Origin of the sequence: Coprococcus sp. RTP21281st1_F1_RTP21281_210402 (assembly GCF_040915325.1) — a bacterium.
GTDB classification, from domain to species: domain Bacteria; phylum Bacillota; class Clostridia; order Lachnospirales; family Lachnospiraceae; genus Coprococcus; species Coprococcus aceti.
In genome coordinates this window covers 68,976-85,733 of sequence record NZ_JBCPDQ010000005.1, presented here as the reverse complement: position 1 = coordinate 85,733, position 16,758 = coordinate 68,976, and the positions used below count along the sequence as shown (strand labels likewise).

15 protein-coding genes, 1 tRNA gene and 1 riboswitch are annotated in these 16,758 nt (G+C 45.8%); all 16 genes read right to left on the bottom strand.

Annotation, left to right across the window (positions count from 1 at the left end):
- Nucleotide 1: 1 nt before the first annotated feature.
- Entirely contained in the window at nucleotides 2-670 is a 669-nt protein-coding gene (queE, locus tag AB5150_RS08295; RefSeq protein WP_208895890.1) for a putative 7-carboxy-7-deazaguanine synthase QueE, read from the bottom strand.
- 97 nt (nucleotides 671-767) lie between these two features.
- A complete protein-coding gene (gene queD, locus AB5150_RS08290) occupies nucleotides 768-1,187 on the bottom strand; it encodes a 6-carboxytetrahydropterin synthase QueD (protein WP_208895891.1) in 420 nt (139 codons plus the stop codon).
- A 160-nt stretch (nucleotides 1,188-1,347) separates the two neighbouring features.
- A complete protein-coding gene (thrC, locus tag AB5150_RS08285) occupies nucleotides 1,348-2,835 on the bottom strand; it encodes a threonine synthase (protein ID WP_055223684.1) in 1,488 nt (495 codons plus the stop codon).
- Between the two features lie 236 nt (nucleotides 2,836-3,071).
- Entirely contained in the window at nucleotides 3,072-3,929 is an 858-nt protein-coding gene (locus AB5150_RS08280; RefSeq protein WP_055273648.1) for a 3D domain-containing protein, read from the bottom strand.
- Nucleotides 3,930-4,239: 310 nt separating this feature from the next.
- Nucleotides 4,240-5,208 carry a tRNA dihydrouridine synthase DusB gene (gene dusB / locus AB5150_RS08275; RefSeq protein WP_022216595.1) on the bottom strand — a complete coding sequence of 323 codons (969 nt, stop codon included), beginning with the start codon at nucleotides 5,206-5,208 and terminating at the stop codon, nucleotides 4,240-4,242.
- Nucleotides 5,209-5,256: 48 nt separating this feature from the next.
- A complete protein-coding gene (locus tag AB5150_RS08270; RefSeq protein ID WP_015533274.1) occupies nucleotides 5,257-6,024 on the bottom strand; it encodes a type III pantothenate kinase in 768 nt (255 codons plus the stop codon).
- A gap of 37 nt (nucleotides 6,025-6,061) precedes the next feature.
- Nucleotides 6,062-6,427, bottom strand: a complete 366-nt coding sequence (locus AB5150_RS08265; RefSeq protein WP_015533275.1) for a DUF6145 family protein — start codon at nucleotides 6,425-6,427, stop codon at nucleotides 6,062-6,064.
- 8 nt (nucleotides 6,428-6,435) lie between these two features.
- Nucleotides 6,436-7,191, bottom strand: coding sequence for a 4-hydroxy-tetrahydrodipicolinate reductase (dapB, locus tag AB5150_RS08260; RefSeq protein WP_022216597.1), 756 nt, complete (start codon nucleotides 7,189-7,191; stop codon nucleotides 6,436-6,438).
- Nucleotides 7,192-7,403: 212 nt separating this feature from the next.
- Complete coding sequence (dapA, locus tag AB5150_RS08255) at nucleotides 7,404-8,288, bottom strand: 4-hydroxy-tetrahydrodipicolinate synthase (RefSeq protein ID WP_022216598.1); 885 nt, start codon at nucleotides 8,286-8,288, stop codon at nucleotides 7,404-7,406.
- Nucleotides 8,289-8,375: 87 nt separating this feature from the next.
- A riboswitch (Lysine riboswitch) is annotated at nucleotides 8,376-8,548 on the bottom strand.
- Nucleotides 8,549-8,759: 211 nt separating this feature from the next.
- A complete protein-coding gene (locus AB5150_RS08250) occupies nucleotides 8,760-9,392 on the bottom strand; it encodes a single-stranded DNA-binding protein (RefSeq protein WP_015533280.1) in 633 nt (210 codons plus the stop codon).
- Between the two features lie 82 nt (nucleotides 9,393-9,474).
- Complete coding sequence (locus AB5150_RS08245; RefSeq protein WP_022216600.1) at nucleotides 9,475-10,281, bottom strand: RNA methyltransferase; 807 nt, start codon at nucleotides 10,279-10,281, stop codon at nucleotides 9,475-9,477.
- A gap of 26 nt (nucleotides 10,282-10,307) precedes the next feature.
- The gene (locus AB5150_RS08240; RefSeq protein ID WP_055273650.1) at nucleotides 10,308-13,892 is read right to left on the bottom strand and encodes a DNA polymerase III subunit alpha; all 3,585 of its coding nucleotides are present in this window, start codon (nucleotides 13,890-13,892) and stop codon (nucleotides 10,308-10,310) included.
- A gap of 11 nt (nucleotides 13,893-13,903) precedes the next feature.
- Complete coding sequence (locus AB5150_RS08235) at nucleotides 13,904-14,449, bottom strand: DUF5662 family protein (protein WP_015533282.1); 546 nt, start codon at nucleotides 14,447-14,449, stop codon at nucleotides 13,904-13,906.
- A 74-nt stretch (nucleotides 14,450-14,523) separates the two neighbouring features.
- Nucleotides 14,524-14,596, bottom strand: a tRNA-Thr gene (locus tag AB5150_RS08230).
- 29 nt (nucleotides 14,597-14,625) lie between these two features.
- Nucleotides 14,626-15,906, bottom strand: a complete 1,281-nt coding sequence (locus AB5150_RS08225; RefSeq protein ID WP_022216601.1) for a DUF4143 domain-containing protein — start codon at nucleotides 15,904-15,906, stop codon at nucleotides 14,626-14,628.
- A 117-nt stretch (nucleotides 15,907-16,023) separates the two neighbouring features.
- Nucleotides 16,024-16,515: a hypothetical protein gene (locus AB5150_RS08220; RefSeq protein WP_015533284.1), complete on the bottom strand. Its 492-nt coding sequence runs from the start codon at nucleotides 16,513-16,515 to the stop codon at nucleotides 16,024-16,026.
- Between the last annotated feature and the right edge of the window lie 243 nt (nucleotides 16,516-16,758).

The following is a 16,758-nucleotide window of genomic DNA, read 5'->3' as shown; positions in this document are numbered from 1 at the left end:
CTTATACACCTCTTTCTTCCGGATCCCAAATGAACTTGTGAAGCTGTAACTGAAGCTTCACATCATTCATATCGTTCTCGATCATAAAATCCACTATATCCGCAGGATCTATACTGCCATACACAGGACTGATGAATACTCTCGTCTTCTCATCCAGCGCATACTCCTGAACTATCTCAAGACACTTCTCCAGATCTTCCTGTGAACCGACCACAAATTTCACCGAATCATTCTTGTCTATATAGTTATAATTTGCAAGGCACATGTCACTTTCCATGCCGCTGGATGGACATTTGTAATCCAGCGTGTATGACACATTCCCTCCAAGAGCCTTGAACTCTGCTATATCCACACTTCCGTTCGTCTCGATCTCAACCCTTATATCGTCCTCCAACTCAAATGCAAGGAGGAGCTTATCTATATCCTTCTGTATCAGCGGCTCCCCGCCTGTCAGGGTGACGTTCTTCACCTCTGTCCTTCTGACATAATCGATGATCTCATCCTCGGTCAGCTCCTCATACGGAACGCCTGCCTCATTTGCCCACTTGGTATCGCAGTAACCGCAATCAAGATTACAGCCCGCAAATCTTATGAATACGGCAAGCTCTCCGGCTCTCGCGGCCTCCCCGTTGATACTTATAAATCTCTCTACAATTCTGTACGTACTCACGTCTATATTTCCTTTCTCCCAGTGTATATTGTATATCGTCTCACATCTGACAGATCTTGAGACCAGTCAGTTTCTCACCGGGATCCTATTGTTTATATTACTCGCAATAAGACGCCACATTATTCGGTGTCTCATACACACTTGCCTCTATGACCTTATAGCCTCGGCTGGTCATCTCATCATATATATACTTTGCAAAATTCTCTGCCGTAGGTCTGAAGTCTACCTTTACAATTCTCAGATTCTCTGCAATCAGGGCGTCCTCCGTTGCCTGTCTTAGGCTTCCTGTCTCCATGATAAGGCTGTGATCAAAGTAATCTGCAATCTCTCTCAGATCCTTCTTAAGATTTGAGAAATCTACCACCATTCCCCTGTTCTGTGTATCGTGCTCAAGCGTTTCCGCTCCGACCTCTATCTCCACCGTCCATCTGTGTCCGTGGATATTGCTGCATTTGCCCTCATAATCTTTCAAAAAATGGGCGCTGTCAAAACTTGCCTTTGTCTTTAACTTATACATAACTCCTCCTATAAGCATCCAACTGTTCACCACAAAAAAAGACCAGAATAGGACATTCTGATCTTCTTCTGTCCTAGTTTTGTTTAGTGACAGGATGGTACTAATGAACTGTCAATCTATTATGTTGTGTTCTGATCTATTTGTCAGTTTCTCTCAGATCTTAGATGTTAAGGAATCCCTTAACCTCTGCAAGCATATCCTCCTTGTCACATACTGTGTCGTGGAGAACCTTTGCTGATCTGATATCCTCTATAGCCTGAGGTACCTTTACACCTGAGAGCTTCTCAAGCTCGTCGACAAGCTCAAAGTCTGTCTTGGAATCATACTCAGGGTCTATAGCGTTCATAACGCTTCTTGTGAACTTGTATGGGCTTGCTGTTGACGCGATGACTGTAGGTGTCTTATCTCCTGTCTCTGCCACATACTTTTCATATACTGTAGCTGCAACTGCTGTATGTGTATCGATGATATAATCATCTGACTCATATACCTTTTTGATGGTAGCTGCGGTCTCTGCCTCTGTTGCATATCCACCATAGAACTCAGCAAGCTTTGCCTTCATATCGTCTGTGATGGTGTACACTCCATCTGTTGTGAGTTCTTTCATAAGCTCCGAGTTCTTCTCAGCATCATTTCCGGCGATCTTGTATATCAGTCTCTCAAGGTTGCTTGAAATGAGGATATCCATCGATGGTGATGTTGTGAGTATGAACTCTCTGTTTCTATCGTATGTTCCTGTCTGGAAGAAATCAAACAGAACCTTGTTGTCATTTGATGCGCAGATGAACTTTGCGATTGGAAGTCCCATCTCCTTGGCATAGTATGCTGCAAGGATATTACCAAAGTTACCTGTTGGAACGTCCACGTTGATCTTGTCGCCTGCCTTGATGGTTCCGTCTGCAACAAGTCTTGTGTAAGCGTATACATAGTATACCATCTGAGGGACAAGACGTCCGATGTTGATTGAGTTTGCTGATGAAAACTGATATCCCTTCTCATCCATGTACTTTGCAAGCTCTGCATCTGAGAACATCTTCTTTACGCCAGTCTGAGCGTCATCGAAGTTTCCTGTGATACCTACAACAAATGTATTATCTCCCTTCTGGGTAACCATCTGCTTCTCCTGAATAGGGCTTACACCGTGCTTTGGATAGAACACGATTATCTTTGTTCCAGGAACATCTGCAAATCCTGCAAGGGCAGCCTTACCTGTATCACCTGATGTTGCTGTGAGGATGACAATCTCATTCTTTACGCCATTCTTCTTTGCTGATGTTGTGAGAAGATATGGAAGGATTGAAAGTGCCATATCCTTGAATGCTATTGTTGATCCATGGAAAAGCTCAAGATAATATGCTCCTGCCTTATTCACAAGTGGTGCTATAACCGGTGTATCAAACTTTGAATCATATGCTGAATCTATACAATGCTTAAGCTCAGCCTCTGTGAAGTCTGTGAACATAAGCTTCATAACCTCGTATGCAACCTGCTGATAGTTCATCTTTGCAAGGTCTTCCAGAGACACATCAAGTGCTGGTATAGAATCTGGTACAAAAAGGCCCCCCTCATTAGCAAGTCCCTTAAGTATAGCCTGTGATGCTGTTGCTGTCTCATTTGCATTTCTTGTGCTTCTGTAGATAAGTTCCATTTGCCAATCTCCTTAATAAATATATTTAAACATTTCGTTATGTACTAAACTCAAGAATCACCTGTATTCTTACAAATAATCGTGTGCATTATAACACAGCATTTTATAAAAAACAAGCTATAGCCCGCCTCATTCATGCGACTTTTCCAACACTTTCCCAACACTTATCTCACTGCATTTAAAAACCCGCCTTACGGCGGGTCTTTAATATATCTGTATACAATTTCTGCTTTTTATTACTTTACATATACATCATAGTAGCCTGTTGCGAAGTTAAGAGCTGCCTGATGGTTTGAGAAGTAGATATCAAGATGATTGCCATTGATAGCTCCACCCCTGTCCTGAACTGTGTATGTATGACCATCAACTATAAGCTCTGTACCAAATGCAAAGTTACTTGGCGCTGCACATGTCACACCCTCGACTGCAGGTGCGCCTGAAGCTGTTGTCGGGTTATCCATGTTGCTGTATTCACCGCAGCAGATTGGACATGGACAATATGCCGTAATCCAGAATGTTCCGAGATATGTACCTGATGTCTCACCATTCACATAGATAACCTTGTCATCAGGAAGTCCATCTGTTGACTTCTCTGTTGATGGATCAACTGATATCTGATCGTCAGGAAGTCCTGCTGCTGACTTATCCTTATCCTTAACCTTCATCTGTGTGGTAGGCTCTGACTTTGTTGTATCTGCTGCCTGCTGTGCAGCCTCTGTTGCACGAGCCTCTGTTGTGCTCTCCTGAACTCCACCGCTTATGGCTGAAGTCTTCTTAACTGTCTTTTTGCTTGAGAGGGCTACTGAACCAGTCTTGTTGACATCTGACAGAGTACCATCTGCCAGTGCAACTGATGATGTTGCCTCTCCATAGTCTGCTGTGTTGTCTGCGTATAATGTATTACCTGCTGCTGCGATTGACACTCCCTTGCCCTTGGATGAAACCATGCTGTCATCTGATGCGATAACTGCGTATGATGAAAATCCAACTGCCAGGAGTACTGCTCCTATGCTAATCTTCTTTACGTTCCTTTTCAGTGATGTCTTCATTAGTTTCTGTGATTTCATACGTGATGAATCTGAAAACTTTTGCATAACCTTTTCTCCTTAATTTCTTTACGGTTTCAGAATTGTTACAAAACCGTTAAAATTTAACTCATGACGCTATTATAATCTCTGTCAAAAGAAAGGTCAAGCAAAGTGGATATTTTTGTAAATCATGCACAACTCGCATAAAATCTTTAATTCCGTTAATGTAAACATGCAACATTTTAAAATGCTATTTTTGTGCATATTTTACATTTTAGTACCGTAACATTTTTGAAACAAATCAGCATCTTGTATATTTTTACTTTAGAGTTTTTAATAAAATCTTTGTTTTCTGTTACATTTTTTTGTTTTTATGTTAACTCACAATGACTTTTTCAGGTGCGCTGTCAGCCCATCTACAGAGCAGTTCCTCAAGCTCCTCGTAAGTCTCAACCTGGTTCACATTGCTCCTGAGCTTTGCCGAATCATACATTCCGACTGAGTACCATGCCACGTGCTTTCTCATCTCATGGATACCTGTGTACTCACCCTTGAACTCAACCATGAGTCTCGCATGTCTCAGCATCATATCCTTCACTTCATATATGTCAGGCTTGTCCGGCAGCTCGCCATGCTCGTAGTAGTATTTCATATCGCGGAATATCCACGGGTTGCCCCTCGCACCTCTTCCTATCATAAAGCCGTCACAGTTCGTCTGCGCCCTCATGTCTATGATGTCCTGAGGAGTGTTTATATCGCCATTGCCAATGATCGGGATGATGCACGCCTCCTTCACCCTGGCTATGACGCTCCAGTCCGCATGTCCCTGATAATACTGCTGCCTTGTCCTTCCGTGCACCGCCACAGCGGCAGCCCCGCTCTCCTGGGCTATATGTGCTATCTCAGGCGCATTTATATGCTCTGAATCAAATCCACTTCTTATCTTGATGGTTAGCGGTATACTTATAGCTTTTGCCATGGCCTCGACTATCCTTCCAACGAGAACCGGATCCTTCATCAGCGCAGATCCCTCTCCATTGTTGACCACCTTCGGCACAGGGCAGCCCATATTTACATCTATGAACGAATAACCGTTACTCTCTATCCTCTTTGCCATCTCCGCCATGATCTCAGGATCAGAGCCAAAGAGCTGCAGCCCAAATGGCTTCTCCCGCTCATCCATAGCCAGAAGCGGCTTCGTGTTCTTATTTTTATAATATATTGCCTTGGCGCTCACCATCTCGCTGTACAGGATATCACAGCCCTGTTCCTTGCATAAAAGACGAAATGGCTGGTCACATACACCAGCCATCGGCGCCAGGATCAATTTATCTCTGAAATCCATAAATTTCTCCATTGCTTCTATAATAATATATAATTTGCAAAATCCGACTTATTTCTGCTTGTCCATGATAAGTCTGAGTCCGTGAAGTGTGAGATCCGGATCATACACATCTATGCAGTCCGTGTTCTCATATATCATCTTTCCAAGTCCGCCGGTAGCCACGACTTTCATGTTGTCGTATCCTGACTCCTTGCGCATTCTCTTCACTATATACTCTGTCTGGCCAATATAGCCCATGCACACACCGGCCTGCATACTGGATATCGTGTCCTTGCACAGTATCGTCTCAGGCACCTTTATCTCTATCTCAGGAAGCTTGGCTGTTCCCGTCCACAGAGCATTTGCAATAAGCCTTATACCCGGCGATGTGACCTCAGCCTCAAACACGCCATCGGCATTGATGAGGTCGTACGTTGTGGCAGTTCCAAAGTCCACCGTGAGAACCGGTCCGCCATACATGTGATAAGCCGCAACTGCGTCAACTATTCTGTCAGCTCCAAGCTGCTTCGGGTTTGGCAGCGCTATATTGATCCCCGTCTTTATTCCCGGCTCAACTATGAGTGGTGTTATTCCAAAATATTTCTTTATGCCATTCACCAGTGAATGCATGATCTTCGGAACAACCGAAGCGATTATAACTTCATCTATAACATCAGTTGACAACTGTCTCATTCTGAGCCAGTCGCACAGAAATACTCCGTACTCATCCGATGTTCTCGATATCCCGGTGGTCATCCTGAAGGTCTTCTCCAGGCGTTCTCCGTCAAACAGTCCTATCGTAATATTTGTATTTCCAGCATCAATAGCAAATAACATGCCCTTTTTTCCTTCCTGATCTTCCAATTATTTTATATCATTCATTTACAAGACTGTTAATGTCAACACCCTGTATAAATATCTTATAGAACAGCTCCAGACTCTGGAACAGCTCCTTCTTTTCATTCTGCAGCTTCTTGACCTTGAGTCCGCATCCTATGTCGTCAAATAACAGGTCATCCTCAAGTGCCCTCGTCTGTATCTTCAGATTGCCGGCGTCGTCAAACACCAACATAAATATTCCTCCGACCTCCTGTGTAAACGCTCCACACATGGCGTGAAGCTCGTCCTTTATCTCATCAGGAAGCTTTGAAAATTCCTTGTTCAGATAAAACTTCTGATTATATATCGAGCTGGCGCACAGAACAAGCTCGCCATCCTCTGTCCTAGTTGAAATCTCCATAACCGCTCCTATCCTATAACGTCCGCCATATCGTACATTCCTGCAGGCTTGCCCTTGAGGAACTTTCCTGCCTCAACAGCACCCTTTGCAAATACTGACTTGGAATATGCAGTGTGCTTGAACTCTATAACCTCATCAATACCTGCAAATATCACCTCATGCTCTCCAACTATAGTGCCGCCTCTGACAGCAGAGATTCCGAGCTCCTTCTTATCTCTCTTCTTTCTCACCTGGCTTCTGTCGTACACATACTCATACTGCTCATTGCATGCCTCATTGATTGAATCAGCAAGAGCAAGAGCTGTTCCGGATGGAGCATCCACCTTCTGGTTGTGATGCTTCTCAACTATCTCTATATCATATCCGGCTGGTGAGAATACCTTCGCAGCATCCTTCAGAAGCTTCATGAGTGTATTGATTCCCAGTGACATGTTCGCTGACTTGAGTATGGCAACCTTTGCACTGCACTCCTTTACCTTTGCAAGCTGCTCATCTGAGAGACCTGTTGTACAGAGAACTATAGGAGTCTGTGTCCTCACACCGTAATCGAGGAGCTTGTCAACAGCTACAGCCGCTGCAAAATCTATGATGACATCAGCCTCGACATCGCAGGCATCTATATCTGTAAATACCGGATATCCGTTATCCCTGTTGTCCACAACATCTATTCCCGCTACGATCTCGGCATCAGGATCGCCTGCAACGATACCTGTTATTACCTGTCCCATCTTTCCATTGCAACCATGCATTATGATCTTTACCATGTCTGTCTATCCTCCATATATATAAGCTTTGTCATTTGTTGTCGTCTTTTGTGTGGTCTATGCACGCTGACATGCGCATATATTTCAACATGTACTCCATTTTACACATTTGCTGTCCATTGTGCAACGTTTATATCCACCTCGGCAAATAAAAATGTCTGCAGCCAGTTGAGACCGCAGACATCTGTATTGTTTCTATGATAATTACAGTCCTAGAGAACTCCGTACTCTTCCATTGCCTTCTTGAGCTTCTCCACGTTCTGTGGCTCCATCTCAGTGAGCGGCATTCTCATTGTTCCATCACACATACCAAGAAGCTCTACAGCCTTCTTGACAGGTATTGGATTGACCTCGCAGAACAGTGCGTTGCAGAGGTCGATGGCCTTAAGCTGAAGATCAAGGCTTCCCTGAACATCTCCGTCAAGATATTTCTGAACCATATCGTGTACGTCCTCAGGGATTATATTGGCTGTTACTGAGATAACTCCCTTTCCGCCAAGTGAGAGAAGAGGTACAACCTGATCGTCATTTCCTGAGTAGATATCTATGCATCCCTTTGAAAGACTTGCAAGCTTTACGACCTGGCTTATATTACCTGAAGCTTCCTTGATACCGACAATGTTCTCAACATTCTGTGCAAGATATACTGCTGTCTCCGGCTGGATATTGCAGCCTGTACGTGATGGCACATTGTAAAGGATTATAGGCACATTTACTGAATTTGCAACGGCTGTGAAGTGTGCGATGAGGCCCTTCTGTGTAGCCTTGTTGTAATATGGTGTAACCACGAGCAGACCGTCCACTCCGTAGCTCTCTGCCTCTGTTGAGAGATATATTGCTGTTGCAGTACAGTTTGAACCTGTTCCTGCTATTACCTTTATTCTGTGATCAGCGAACTCTACACACTTCTTCACGCACTCAAGATGCTCCTCGTGTGACAGTGTTGAAGCCTCGCCTGTTGTTCCGCAGATAACTATGGCATCCGTCTTGTGTGCTATATGAAACTCCACGAGCTCCTTGAGCTTATCATAATCCACATCTCCATTTTCAAGAAATGGTGTTACAAGTGCAACTGCTGAACCGGTAAAAATTGACATATTGTCGTCCTCCTTAAAAATAAATAGTCGATACAATATAGCATAAAAATGGGCTGGCAAAAAGCCAACCCATAAAAACATCTCATTCTTACAAGTAGCTCTCCATCCTCAGATGACAGTCATACAGTTCTTAACTGCACAACCAGCAACAGATCCTGTGGAATATCCATCACTTCGGCGGTCTTCCCTTTCGTCAGGCATCTTCTGCATCCACATGCATCAGCCTGCTTAATCATTAATCCCGCGCCTCTACTATATTGTATTCAGTTTAATCTTAGATAGTGCTACTATATCACCGCATCCAGGCCATGTCAACCATATATTTTACTGCATGCTTCACAAGGATTCCTCCCACTGACGTGGGCCCCTCCTTATGAAATGTTGTGCAGGCGCATTCCTATGCGCTTTGCGCGGCGCCTGCGTGCTTCACAAGGGTTCCTCCCACTGACGTGGGCCCCTCCTTATGAAATATCATTCAAGACATTCCATCTTGCTCACAGACACCTCGTATGCCACCTTGCTGATCACCTGGTCATTGTCGATACGCTTCTGATACTCCCTGCTCTGGATCCTTCCCCAGATGGCCACATGCTCTCCTACCTGGAGCTTTCCGGCAAATCTCGCATTTCTGCCCCAGCAGATACATGGTATGTAATCGCTCTTGCCGTATGCTCTGTTGACCGCCAGCAGCACATCCGCGATCTCCCTTCCAAGGGGCGTCATCCTGTACACAGGTGCCTTACATATGTAACCGTCAAGATAGATCTGATTTGGTCTGTTCTCCTCCTCAGCATCATCCTCGTCGATGGTCTCGATCTCTCTCACAAACACAGACAGTATAAGGCGGTTTCTGGTCTCCTCATGCTTGTTGTATGACCTGAACTGTCCCTTTGCCATGATGCGCTCCCCTATGTGGGATTCGTTCACATCGAACAGTCTGTCAGACACCATGAGCGGAATAGTATCGTAAGCATCGCTGAGTCTGCTGACGATGAGATCCACCATATAGAAGCCCTCGCCAAATATCTCGTGGCTGAACACGAACTCTGATGCTATCTCTCCTGCCACCACTACCTGATTGTTGTTTAATGTTTTTTCAGTCATATTTTCTCCCTCCGTTATAACAAACTTTTGCATACTTTAAAAGTTATGCCACGCAGTACAAAAATATGCTGTCTTGTTTAATCTAGTTTTGTCGGTCTCTCTTTCGCTGTCTCATTACCTCATACGACAAAAGAGTCGCCGATATTGCAGCGTTCAGCGATTCGACTTTGCCCTCCATCGGAATCCTGAGAAGTCTGTCGGCTCTGCACGCCACCTCATCCGTCAGGCCATTTCCCTCATTTCCTATGAGGAACGCCACCCTGTCAGGGAATCCTATGTCGTAGAGATCGTCGCCGTCCAGATGTGCTCCGTACACCACAACGCCTGACCGTCTCAGCTCCTCCACGGTCCCGGGCAGGTCATCGCACATGACAAATGGCACCCTGAATATGGCACCCATCGTCGATCTGACTACCTTCGGATTGTACGGATCGCATGAACCTTTTCCTATAAGCACGGCGGTCACACCTGCTGCCTCTGCGCTTCTGAATATAGTTCCCATATTTCCGGGATCCTGGAGCGTATCCAGCACAAGAAATGTCTCTCTGTCATTCCTGCCGAGCACGGAATCAAGCTGATAATGCATGCATTTCACCACAGCCATACACCCCTGTGGAGTCTTGGTCTGTGACACCCCTGCGAACACTCCGTCGCTGAGTATCCAGGTATTCCTGCCATCAAGCACACCCATGCTCTTGAATTCATCCCTGTATTCCTTAAGCGCACTCTCCGACAGATACACCTCCTGAACATTCTGAAGCGGAAGCTCCCTGAACATGCGTATCCCCTCGACCACGAACACGTCTCTGTCCTTTCTGAGCTTTGCATCCTTGTTCAGCTTATTAAGTTCTTTTATCCTCGGATTACTGTTTGCTGTAATTACTTCCACTTTTTTCTCCTTTTGCGGTATTTCTGTCACACTTTTCTGAGCAATACCCTGTCTTTGCCGTATTCCATCTGGAGCGCGTACACCACGCCGGAATTCTCATCCACACAGAATCCCCGGCCCATATTCTTCGCCTGTCTGGACTTCTTGAGCTGCACGTACACTGGACATGTGCCCTTGTACTCCTCAAGGATCGACATAAATGCAGACTCGTTCTTCATGTATTCGTCCACATCATCGAACAATACCCAGAGCTGGCTCTTGCTCTGAACAGGCTTCTGTCTGTTGTTCCATGGCTTCCCCGACTGAAAGCTCTTGCCACCTTCTGCCTCCTCAAAGCTTATCATATCCGACAATATGAGCTTGTTTTCCTTCTCACCGAGATTCGCCCTGCCCCTGACAAACACTCTGGAATCCACCAGAAGTCTGTCCCTGAACTTCTCGAAATCCCTCGGGAATACTATAACCTCGACCTGTCCGACCAAATCCTCTATCGTCACATACGCCATATTCTGATTGTTCTTGGTGAGCTTCACCGTCACCCTTGATATGAGTCCGCCGATGACATACATTGCATTGTCCTGAAGCTTCTGTCCATCTCCGTCACCCTGATCCCGGCTCATCTCATCGTCATCCTCGGTGTCCACCACGAAATCCGTCGCCTGAGCCGTGCATGTTCTCTGCATAAGCTCGATATATTTGCCAAGCGGATGTCCCGATATATACACTCCGAGCACAGACTTCTCAAGCGCCAGCTTCTCCTGATCCGAATACTCCTCCACATCAGGGTAAGGTACAAGATTGCTCTGCACAAAATCGTCTCCCATCAGGTCAAACAGAGACATCTGCCCGGACTCCCTGCTCTTTCTCTCCCTTGCTGCTTCCTCCGCTATGGCCGGAAGAGCCATCATCATCTGCTTTCTGTTTGCTCCCATATCATCAAATGCACCGCTGAGTATCAGAGCTTCCACAGTTTTCTTATTTGTATCCTTTGAAGGCATCCTTGTGAGGAAATTCCTGAGATCCTTAAACGGTCCATTCTTGGTTCTCTCCGCCTCTATCCTGTCGACAACAGCGCCTCCGACACTCTTGATACCGGAGAGGCCGTATCTTATCTTGCCGTTGCTTATGGAGAACTTTGCCACTCCCTCATTTATATCCGGAGGGAGCACCTCAACACCCATCTGCTTGCACACGCTTATATACTTTGCAACCTTGCCATTGTTGTCAATTACCGATGACATCAGCGCAGCCATGAACTCCACCGGATAGTAATACTTCAGGTACGCTGTCTGCGCCGCAAGTACCGCATATGCCACGGAGTGGGACTTGTTAAATGCGTACTCCGCGAACTTCATCATCTCGTCAAATATCTTATTTGCCACGGTCTCCGAGATTCCATTTGCCACACATCCCGGAACATTGAGCTCCTTGTTGCCGTACACAAAGTTATGACGCTCCTTCTCCATCTCCTCAGGCTTCTTCTTCGCCATGGCTCGGCGCACAAGGTCACTTCTTCCCAGCGTATAGCCCGCCAGCTTCATAACGATCTGCATTACCTGCTCCTGGTAAATGATACATCCGTAAGTCGGCTCAAGTATCTCCTCAAGCTCAGGGGTATCATAGTGAACCAGCTCACGGTTCTCCTTGCCCCTGATGTAGTCGTCTATGAACTGCATAGGACCCGGTCTAAACAGAGCAACACCGGCAATTACATCGTCCAGACTCTGCGGCTTCAGCTTCATCATGAAGTTTCTCATGCCCTCACTTTCGAGCTGGAACATACCCTCGGTCTTTCCCTGTCCCATGAGTCCAAGTATATTCGGATCATCGTAATCTATATTGTCTATGTCTATATCCTTGCCTGTTGTCTGCTTGACCAGCTTGACTGTATCCTGCACAACAGTCGCCGTACGGAGTCCCAGGAAGTCCATCTTGAGCATTCCCAGATGCTCCACCGTGTTCTTCTCAAACTGGGTTACCACCGCGCCCTCGGCTCCGACTGACAAAGGCGCGTACTCCTCTATGGCTTCACGGCCTATAACCACTCCCGCCGCATGCATTCCTGCATTTCTAGGGAGTCCCTCAAGCTTTCTGGCTATATCCACAAGCTTCTTGATCTCGTCCGAGCCCTCGTACATATCCCTGAAATCCTTGCTCGTCTTGAGTGCTATATCTATAGTCATATCCTTCTCTGCAGGTATTGCCTTTGCAAGGGAATCACACACCGCATACGGGAGATCCATGGCTCTTCCAACGTCTCTTATGACGTTTCTTGCGCCCATGGTCTGATATGCTATTATCTGTGTCACGCACTCCTCGCCATATTTCCTTACACAGTAGTCGATAACCTCCTGACGTCTGATATAACAGAAATCTATATCAATATCCGGCATGGATACTCGCTCCGGGTTCAGGAATCTCTCGAAGAGAAGGTTGTACTGCAAAGGCTCAATTGTCGTTATATCCAGACAGTAAGCAACCACACTGCCAACCGCCGAACCTCTTCCAGGTCCAACTGCGATTCCCTGCGATTTTGCAAAATGAATGAAATCCCACACTATCAGGAAATAATCCACAAATCCCATGCTCTTTATGACAGACAGCTCATAATCTATTCTCTGTCTGACCTCGTAGCCGTGGGTTCCCTCGGCCATCTTACCGGACTCCTCATATGTAAGTCCGTACTTTTTCTCCATACCCTCATATACCAGATGATCCAGATATTCCTCCGCGGTATATTCCTCCGGCACATCGAATCTCGGAACCTTCTGCTCGCCAAATACGATATTCACATTACACCGCTCTGCGATCTTATGTGTATTCTCCAGAGCCTCCAGGGCATATGGGAACAGCTCAGCCATCTCCTCCTTTGATTTGAGGTAGAACTGACCTCCCTCATAGCGCATTCTGTTCTCGTCCTGAACCTTGTGGTTAGTCTGTATACACAGGAGAACATCATGTGCCTCCCAGTCCTCGGCATAGATGTAGTGCGAATCATTTGTCACGACCATAGGGATACCCAGTTCCTTTGACAGACGCATGATCCCCGCATTCACAGTTGCCTGCTCAGGTATTCCGTGATCCTGCATCTCCAGAAAATAGTTTTCCTCGCCAAATATATTCCTGTATCTTATCGCAGTCTCCTTCGCACCGTCATAGTCGCCCTTTCTGAGCTTTGTCGCAACCTCACCGGCAAGACAGGCGCTGAGCGCTATAATTCCCTCATGGTACTTCTCCAGCACCTCCATATCGACCCTCGGCTTATAGTAAAAGCCCTCGGTAAATCCTCTGGTCACGATCTTGGACAGATTGTGATATCCCAGATCATTCTCCGCCAGAAGGACGAGGTGATAATATCTGTCATCACCCTTTCCAACTTCCCTGTCAAATCGTGATCCCGGACTGACATACACCTCACATCCGAGAATAGGTTTTATCCCCTCTCTGAGACAAGTCTCATAGAACTCTATAACACCGTACATGACGCCGTGATCCGTTATTGCGAGGGAATCATATCCCAGTTCCTTTGCCCTGCGCACAAGTCCGTCTATCTTCGCCGCACCGTCCAGCAGACTGTAGCCTGTATGCACATGCAGATGTGTAAACTCCATATGTCTCCTCCTTATTTGTTATGCAGTATCTCCCGCCTTATATAGTCAAATGTATAATCTTCGCCCTTCTCAGCCAGAGTCGTTAGCATGTCCTCCAGCAGATCCGCCGATTCAGGGTGCAGATGATGTCTGGATCTGCCCCTCAGATAATACTCAAGTGGAAATGAATCCGTATACTTATCACCATTATAATTCTTGCTGGCAGCCACCCTGTCGCAGAACATCTCCACAACGTACTTCTCCGGCATGCGCATTCCCACCAGCTCCACACAGTTCCTGTCAACACTGTAGTCTACCCAGTATTCCAGATGGTGCTTGTTTCTTCCCTTGTGGTGCAGCCATGCGCTTGAATATCCCTTGCTCTCGCGCTCCGCATCATTCGGGCTTCTTGTTCCCTGATAATACTTTGCCCCGACTGAGAACTCAGTCCACGAATACTTTGACAGATCGTGCACAAGCCCCTGCCAGTATAATCCGCACTTAAAGCAGTTATGCATGACCATTCTCTTATGTCTGTTTATGGTTTTCAAATGTCTGTACCATTTTGGAGCATCCATATCATCCCGTCCTTTCCCACTGAGTACAAAAGGCTGCCGCAAAAACTTTTGCAGGCAGCCTTCCTCAATATTGAAGCCGAAAAAGGGACTCGAACCCTCGACCCACGCATTACGAATGCGTTGCTCTACCAACTGAGCTATTTCGGCATCTATAAATTACTACCATACGCTATCGGTTAGAAACACCAGATACCATATAGCGGTATATTTACCAATCCTTTATCGACAAACATGTCATCTGTAGATATCCTCACTGAAGTCTGATTGTCATATCTCTGTTTGAATACTCTGGAGCTCTGGGCCTTGGTGTGCGGACTTGTCTGAACATCCACTGGAATGACCTCTCCATCGCCCTCATACACGAAATCAACCTTCGCTGTGGCCGATGAGATCCAGAAATACAGATCACCGATACTCCTGTTCACATACAGCTCTGCAAGAGCGTACTGCTCTGCTATAACTCCATCCATCATATCAAGAACATTATCTGTGTCAATATCCTGAACCAGAATACCAGCCATGACCCTGAGCAGACCATGATCAAGATGATACAGCTCAAATGACTTGTCATCCTTCTGGTTTGCCAGAGGAAGCACTCCATTCCTGACTCTGTACACCTGACGCACAACGCCCATCCTGACGATCTGATCAACTGACGCCTCGTACTCCCTGGCACGGGCCTTCGGATCAACGTATCCATACATGAACTTCTTGTTCTCCTTGGTAAGCTGAACCGGAATACTATTCCATATCGCCATGACCTTGGTAAGATATCTCTTCGGAGTGGAGTTTATCAGATATTCAGTAGTTCTGTCAAGTATAGACTTCAAAACCACATCAACTCTTCTGAGATCTCCTGTCTTATAATATTCATCCACCGCCTCCGGCATTCCTCCGGTCACGAAGAAAGTCTCAAGCATTGTCTGGACGCTGTCCCTGACCTCATCCGGCATCGGTGTGATCTTCTGGTTCTCTATAAATGCACAGAGCTTTCTGCCCTTTCCCGCTTTCAGGAATTCCTCAAAGTTCATAGGCATCATCTCATATACGCATATGTCATCCTGGCACTCTTCCTCTCCCGGGATTGGTCCACAGGATGTCGCAATGACACAGATCCTGCAGTCAGTATTATATCTGCTGTACTCAACAAGGTTGCCGAGCAGTCCCACACAGTTCTGCGCATTGTCAAATATAAGAAGCTTATCCTTGAAATCATACTTGTCAAGCGACGTTGTAAGCTTGGCATGAAGCTTCTCCGGTCTCCTCTCCTTTGCTGCATATGCGGCAAAGTCCGGATACTTGTCCATATCTATTATTATATGATCCTCAAAAAATCCCATGGCAAAATCAGCCACAGCCCATGTCTTGCCAACAAACTTGCCACCACGGACAACTGCAATCTTATCCGCTCCGGTCTCATACCATGTTGCAAGGTCATTCATAACATTTCTAAACAAGCATCTCACCTCGATTCGACCACTTTTTCCAAATCTATTATAGGATACCACTAAAAATTTGCAATGTAAATAGTTAAACCCATATCATTGCACTCTCTGATTTTTTATCACTTTATACTATTCATACAGGAATTTTTCCCTGAAATACGTCTTAAGTGCTGGTTCATCGATATCCATATACTTCATCACAACCTCATACAGGAACTCCTTATAATATTCCCAGTCTTTTCCCGACATATCCAGCTCCTGTACATCCTCATAGAATATCTCTCCAAGCTTATTACGAAGTCTTATAGTCGCTACATATAAGTTGATATTACCATTTGCATTCTCTGACTTCACCACATCCACCGTCATGTCTCCATACTTCAGATGGGTCTCTCCACGCATGATCCTTACTTCCTTCTCAATGCGCAAAAGGCATTTCTCCTCAACCATATCCCGCAGGAAATACCCACGATTTTCAAAGAGATATTTCTTTATGGACATGAGAATGATCTCATTCTGAGAATAACCGGTATAATCAGATAATCTCTCCAAATCCCTCGCCATTCTGGAATCCATTCTCAAAGGCTTGCTCGTGAGCTCTCTCTTGTTAAGTCCCGGCATAATATGCTCCCTTTCTCTATCCCTATGGGGTAAAAAACCCGGAGGAGATATGTCCTCCGGGATCATTCTGATCTAATTGATATCCTGTTGTATTACTCGCCTTTGCCGATCGACAGGAATCCACTCTCATTAGCCTTCAGCAGGAATGCAAGACCGATGTTCTTCTTGCCCTCCTCTGTCGCCTTGTAGATCTCACCTGTCTCAACAAGAGACTTGGCTATTGCAACTACGACATCCTTGAAC

Excerpts from the sequence above, each read along its gene's own strand:
- dapB (WP_022216597.1), bottom strand. The coding sequence starts at position 7,191 with ATGGTAAAGATCATAATGCATGGTTGCAATGGAAAGATGGGACAGGTA.
- AB5150_RS08250 (WP_015533280.1), bottom strand. The coding sequence starts at position 9,392 with ATGACTGAAAAAACATTAAACAACAATCAGGTAGTGGTGGCAGGAGAG.
- queD (WP_208895891.1), bottom strand. The coding sequence starts at position 1,187 with ATGTATAAGTTAAAGACAAAGGCAAGTTTTGACAGCGCCCATTTTTTG.
- thrC (WP_055223684.1), bottom strand. The coding sequence starts at position 2,835 with ATGGAACTTATCTACAGAAGCACAAGAAATGCAAATGAGACAGCAACA.
- dapA (WP_022216598.1), bottom strand. The coding sequence starts at position 8,288 with ATGTCAATTTTTACCGGTTCAGCAGTTGCACTTGTAACACCATTTCTT.
- dusB (WP_022216595.1), bottom strand. The coding sequence starts at position 5,208 with ATGGATTTCAGAGATAAATTGATCCTGGCGCCGATGGCTGGTGTATGT.
- AB5150_RS08240 (WP_055273650.1), bottom strand. The coding sequence starts at position 13,892 with ATGGAGTTTACACATCTGCATGTGCATACAGGCTACAGTCTGCTGGAC.
- AB5150_RS08265 (WP_015533275.1), bottom strand. The coding sequence starts at position 6,427 with ATGGAGATTTCAACTAGGACAGAGGATGGCGAGCTTGTTCTGTGCGCC.
- AB5150_RS08220 (WP_015533284.1), bottom strand. The coding sequence starts at position 16,515 with ATGCCGGGACTTAACAAGAGAGAGCTCACGAGCAAGCCTTTGAGAATG.
- AB5150_RS08270 (WP_015533274.1), bottom strand. The coding sequence starts at position 6,024 with ATGTTATTTGCTATTGATGCTGGAAATACAAATATTACGATAGGACTG.
- AB5150_RS08280 (WP_055273648.1), bottom strand. The coding sequence starts at position 3,929 with ATGCAAAAGTTTTCAGATTCATCACGTATGAAATCACAGAAACTAATG.
- AB5150_RS08235 (WP_015533282.1), bottom strand. The coding sequence starts at position 14,449 with ATGGATGCTCCAAAATGGTACAGACATTTGAAAACCATAAACAGACAT.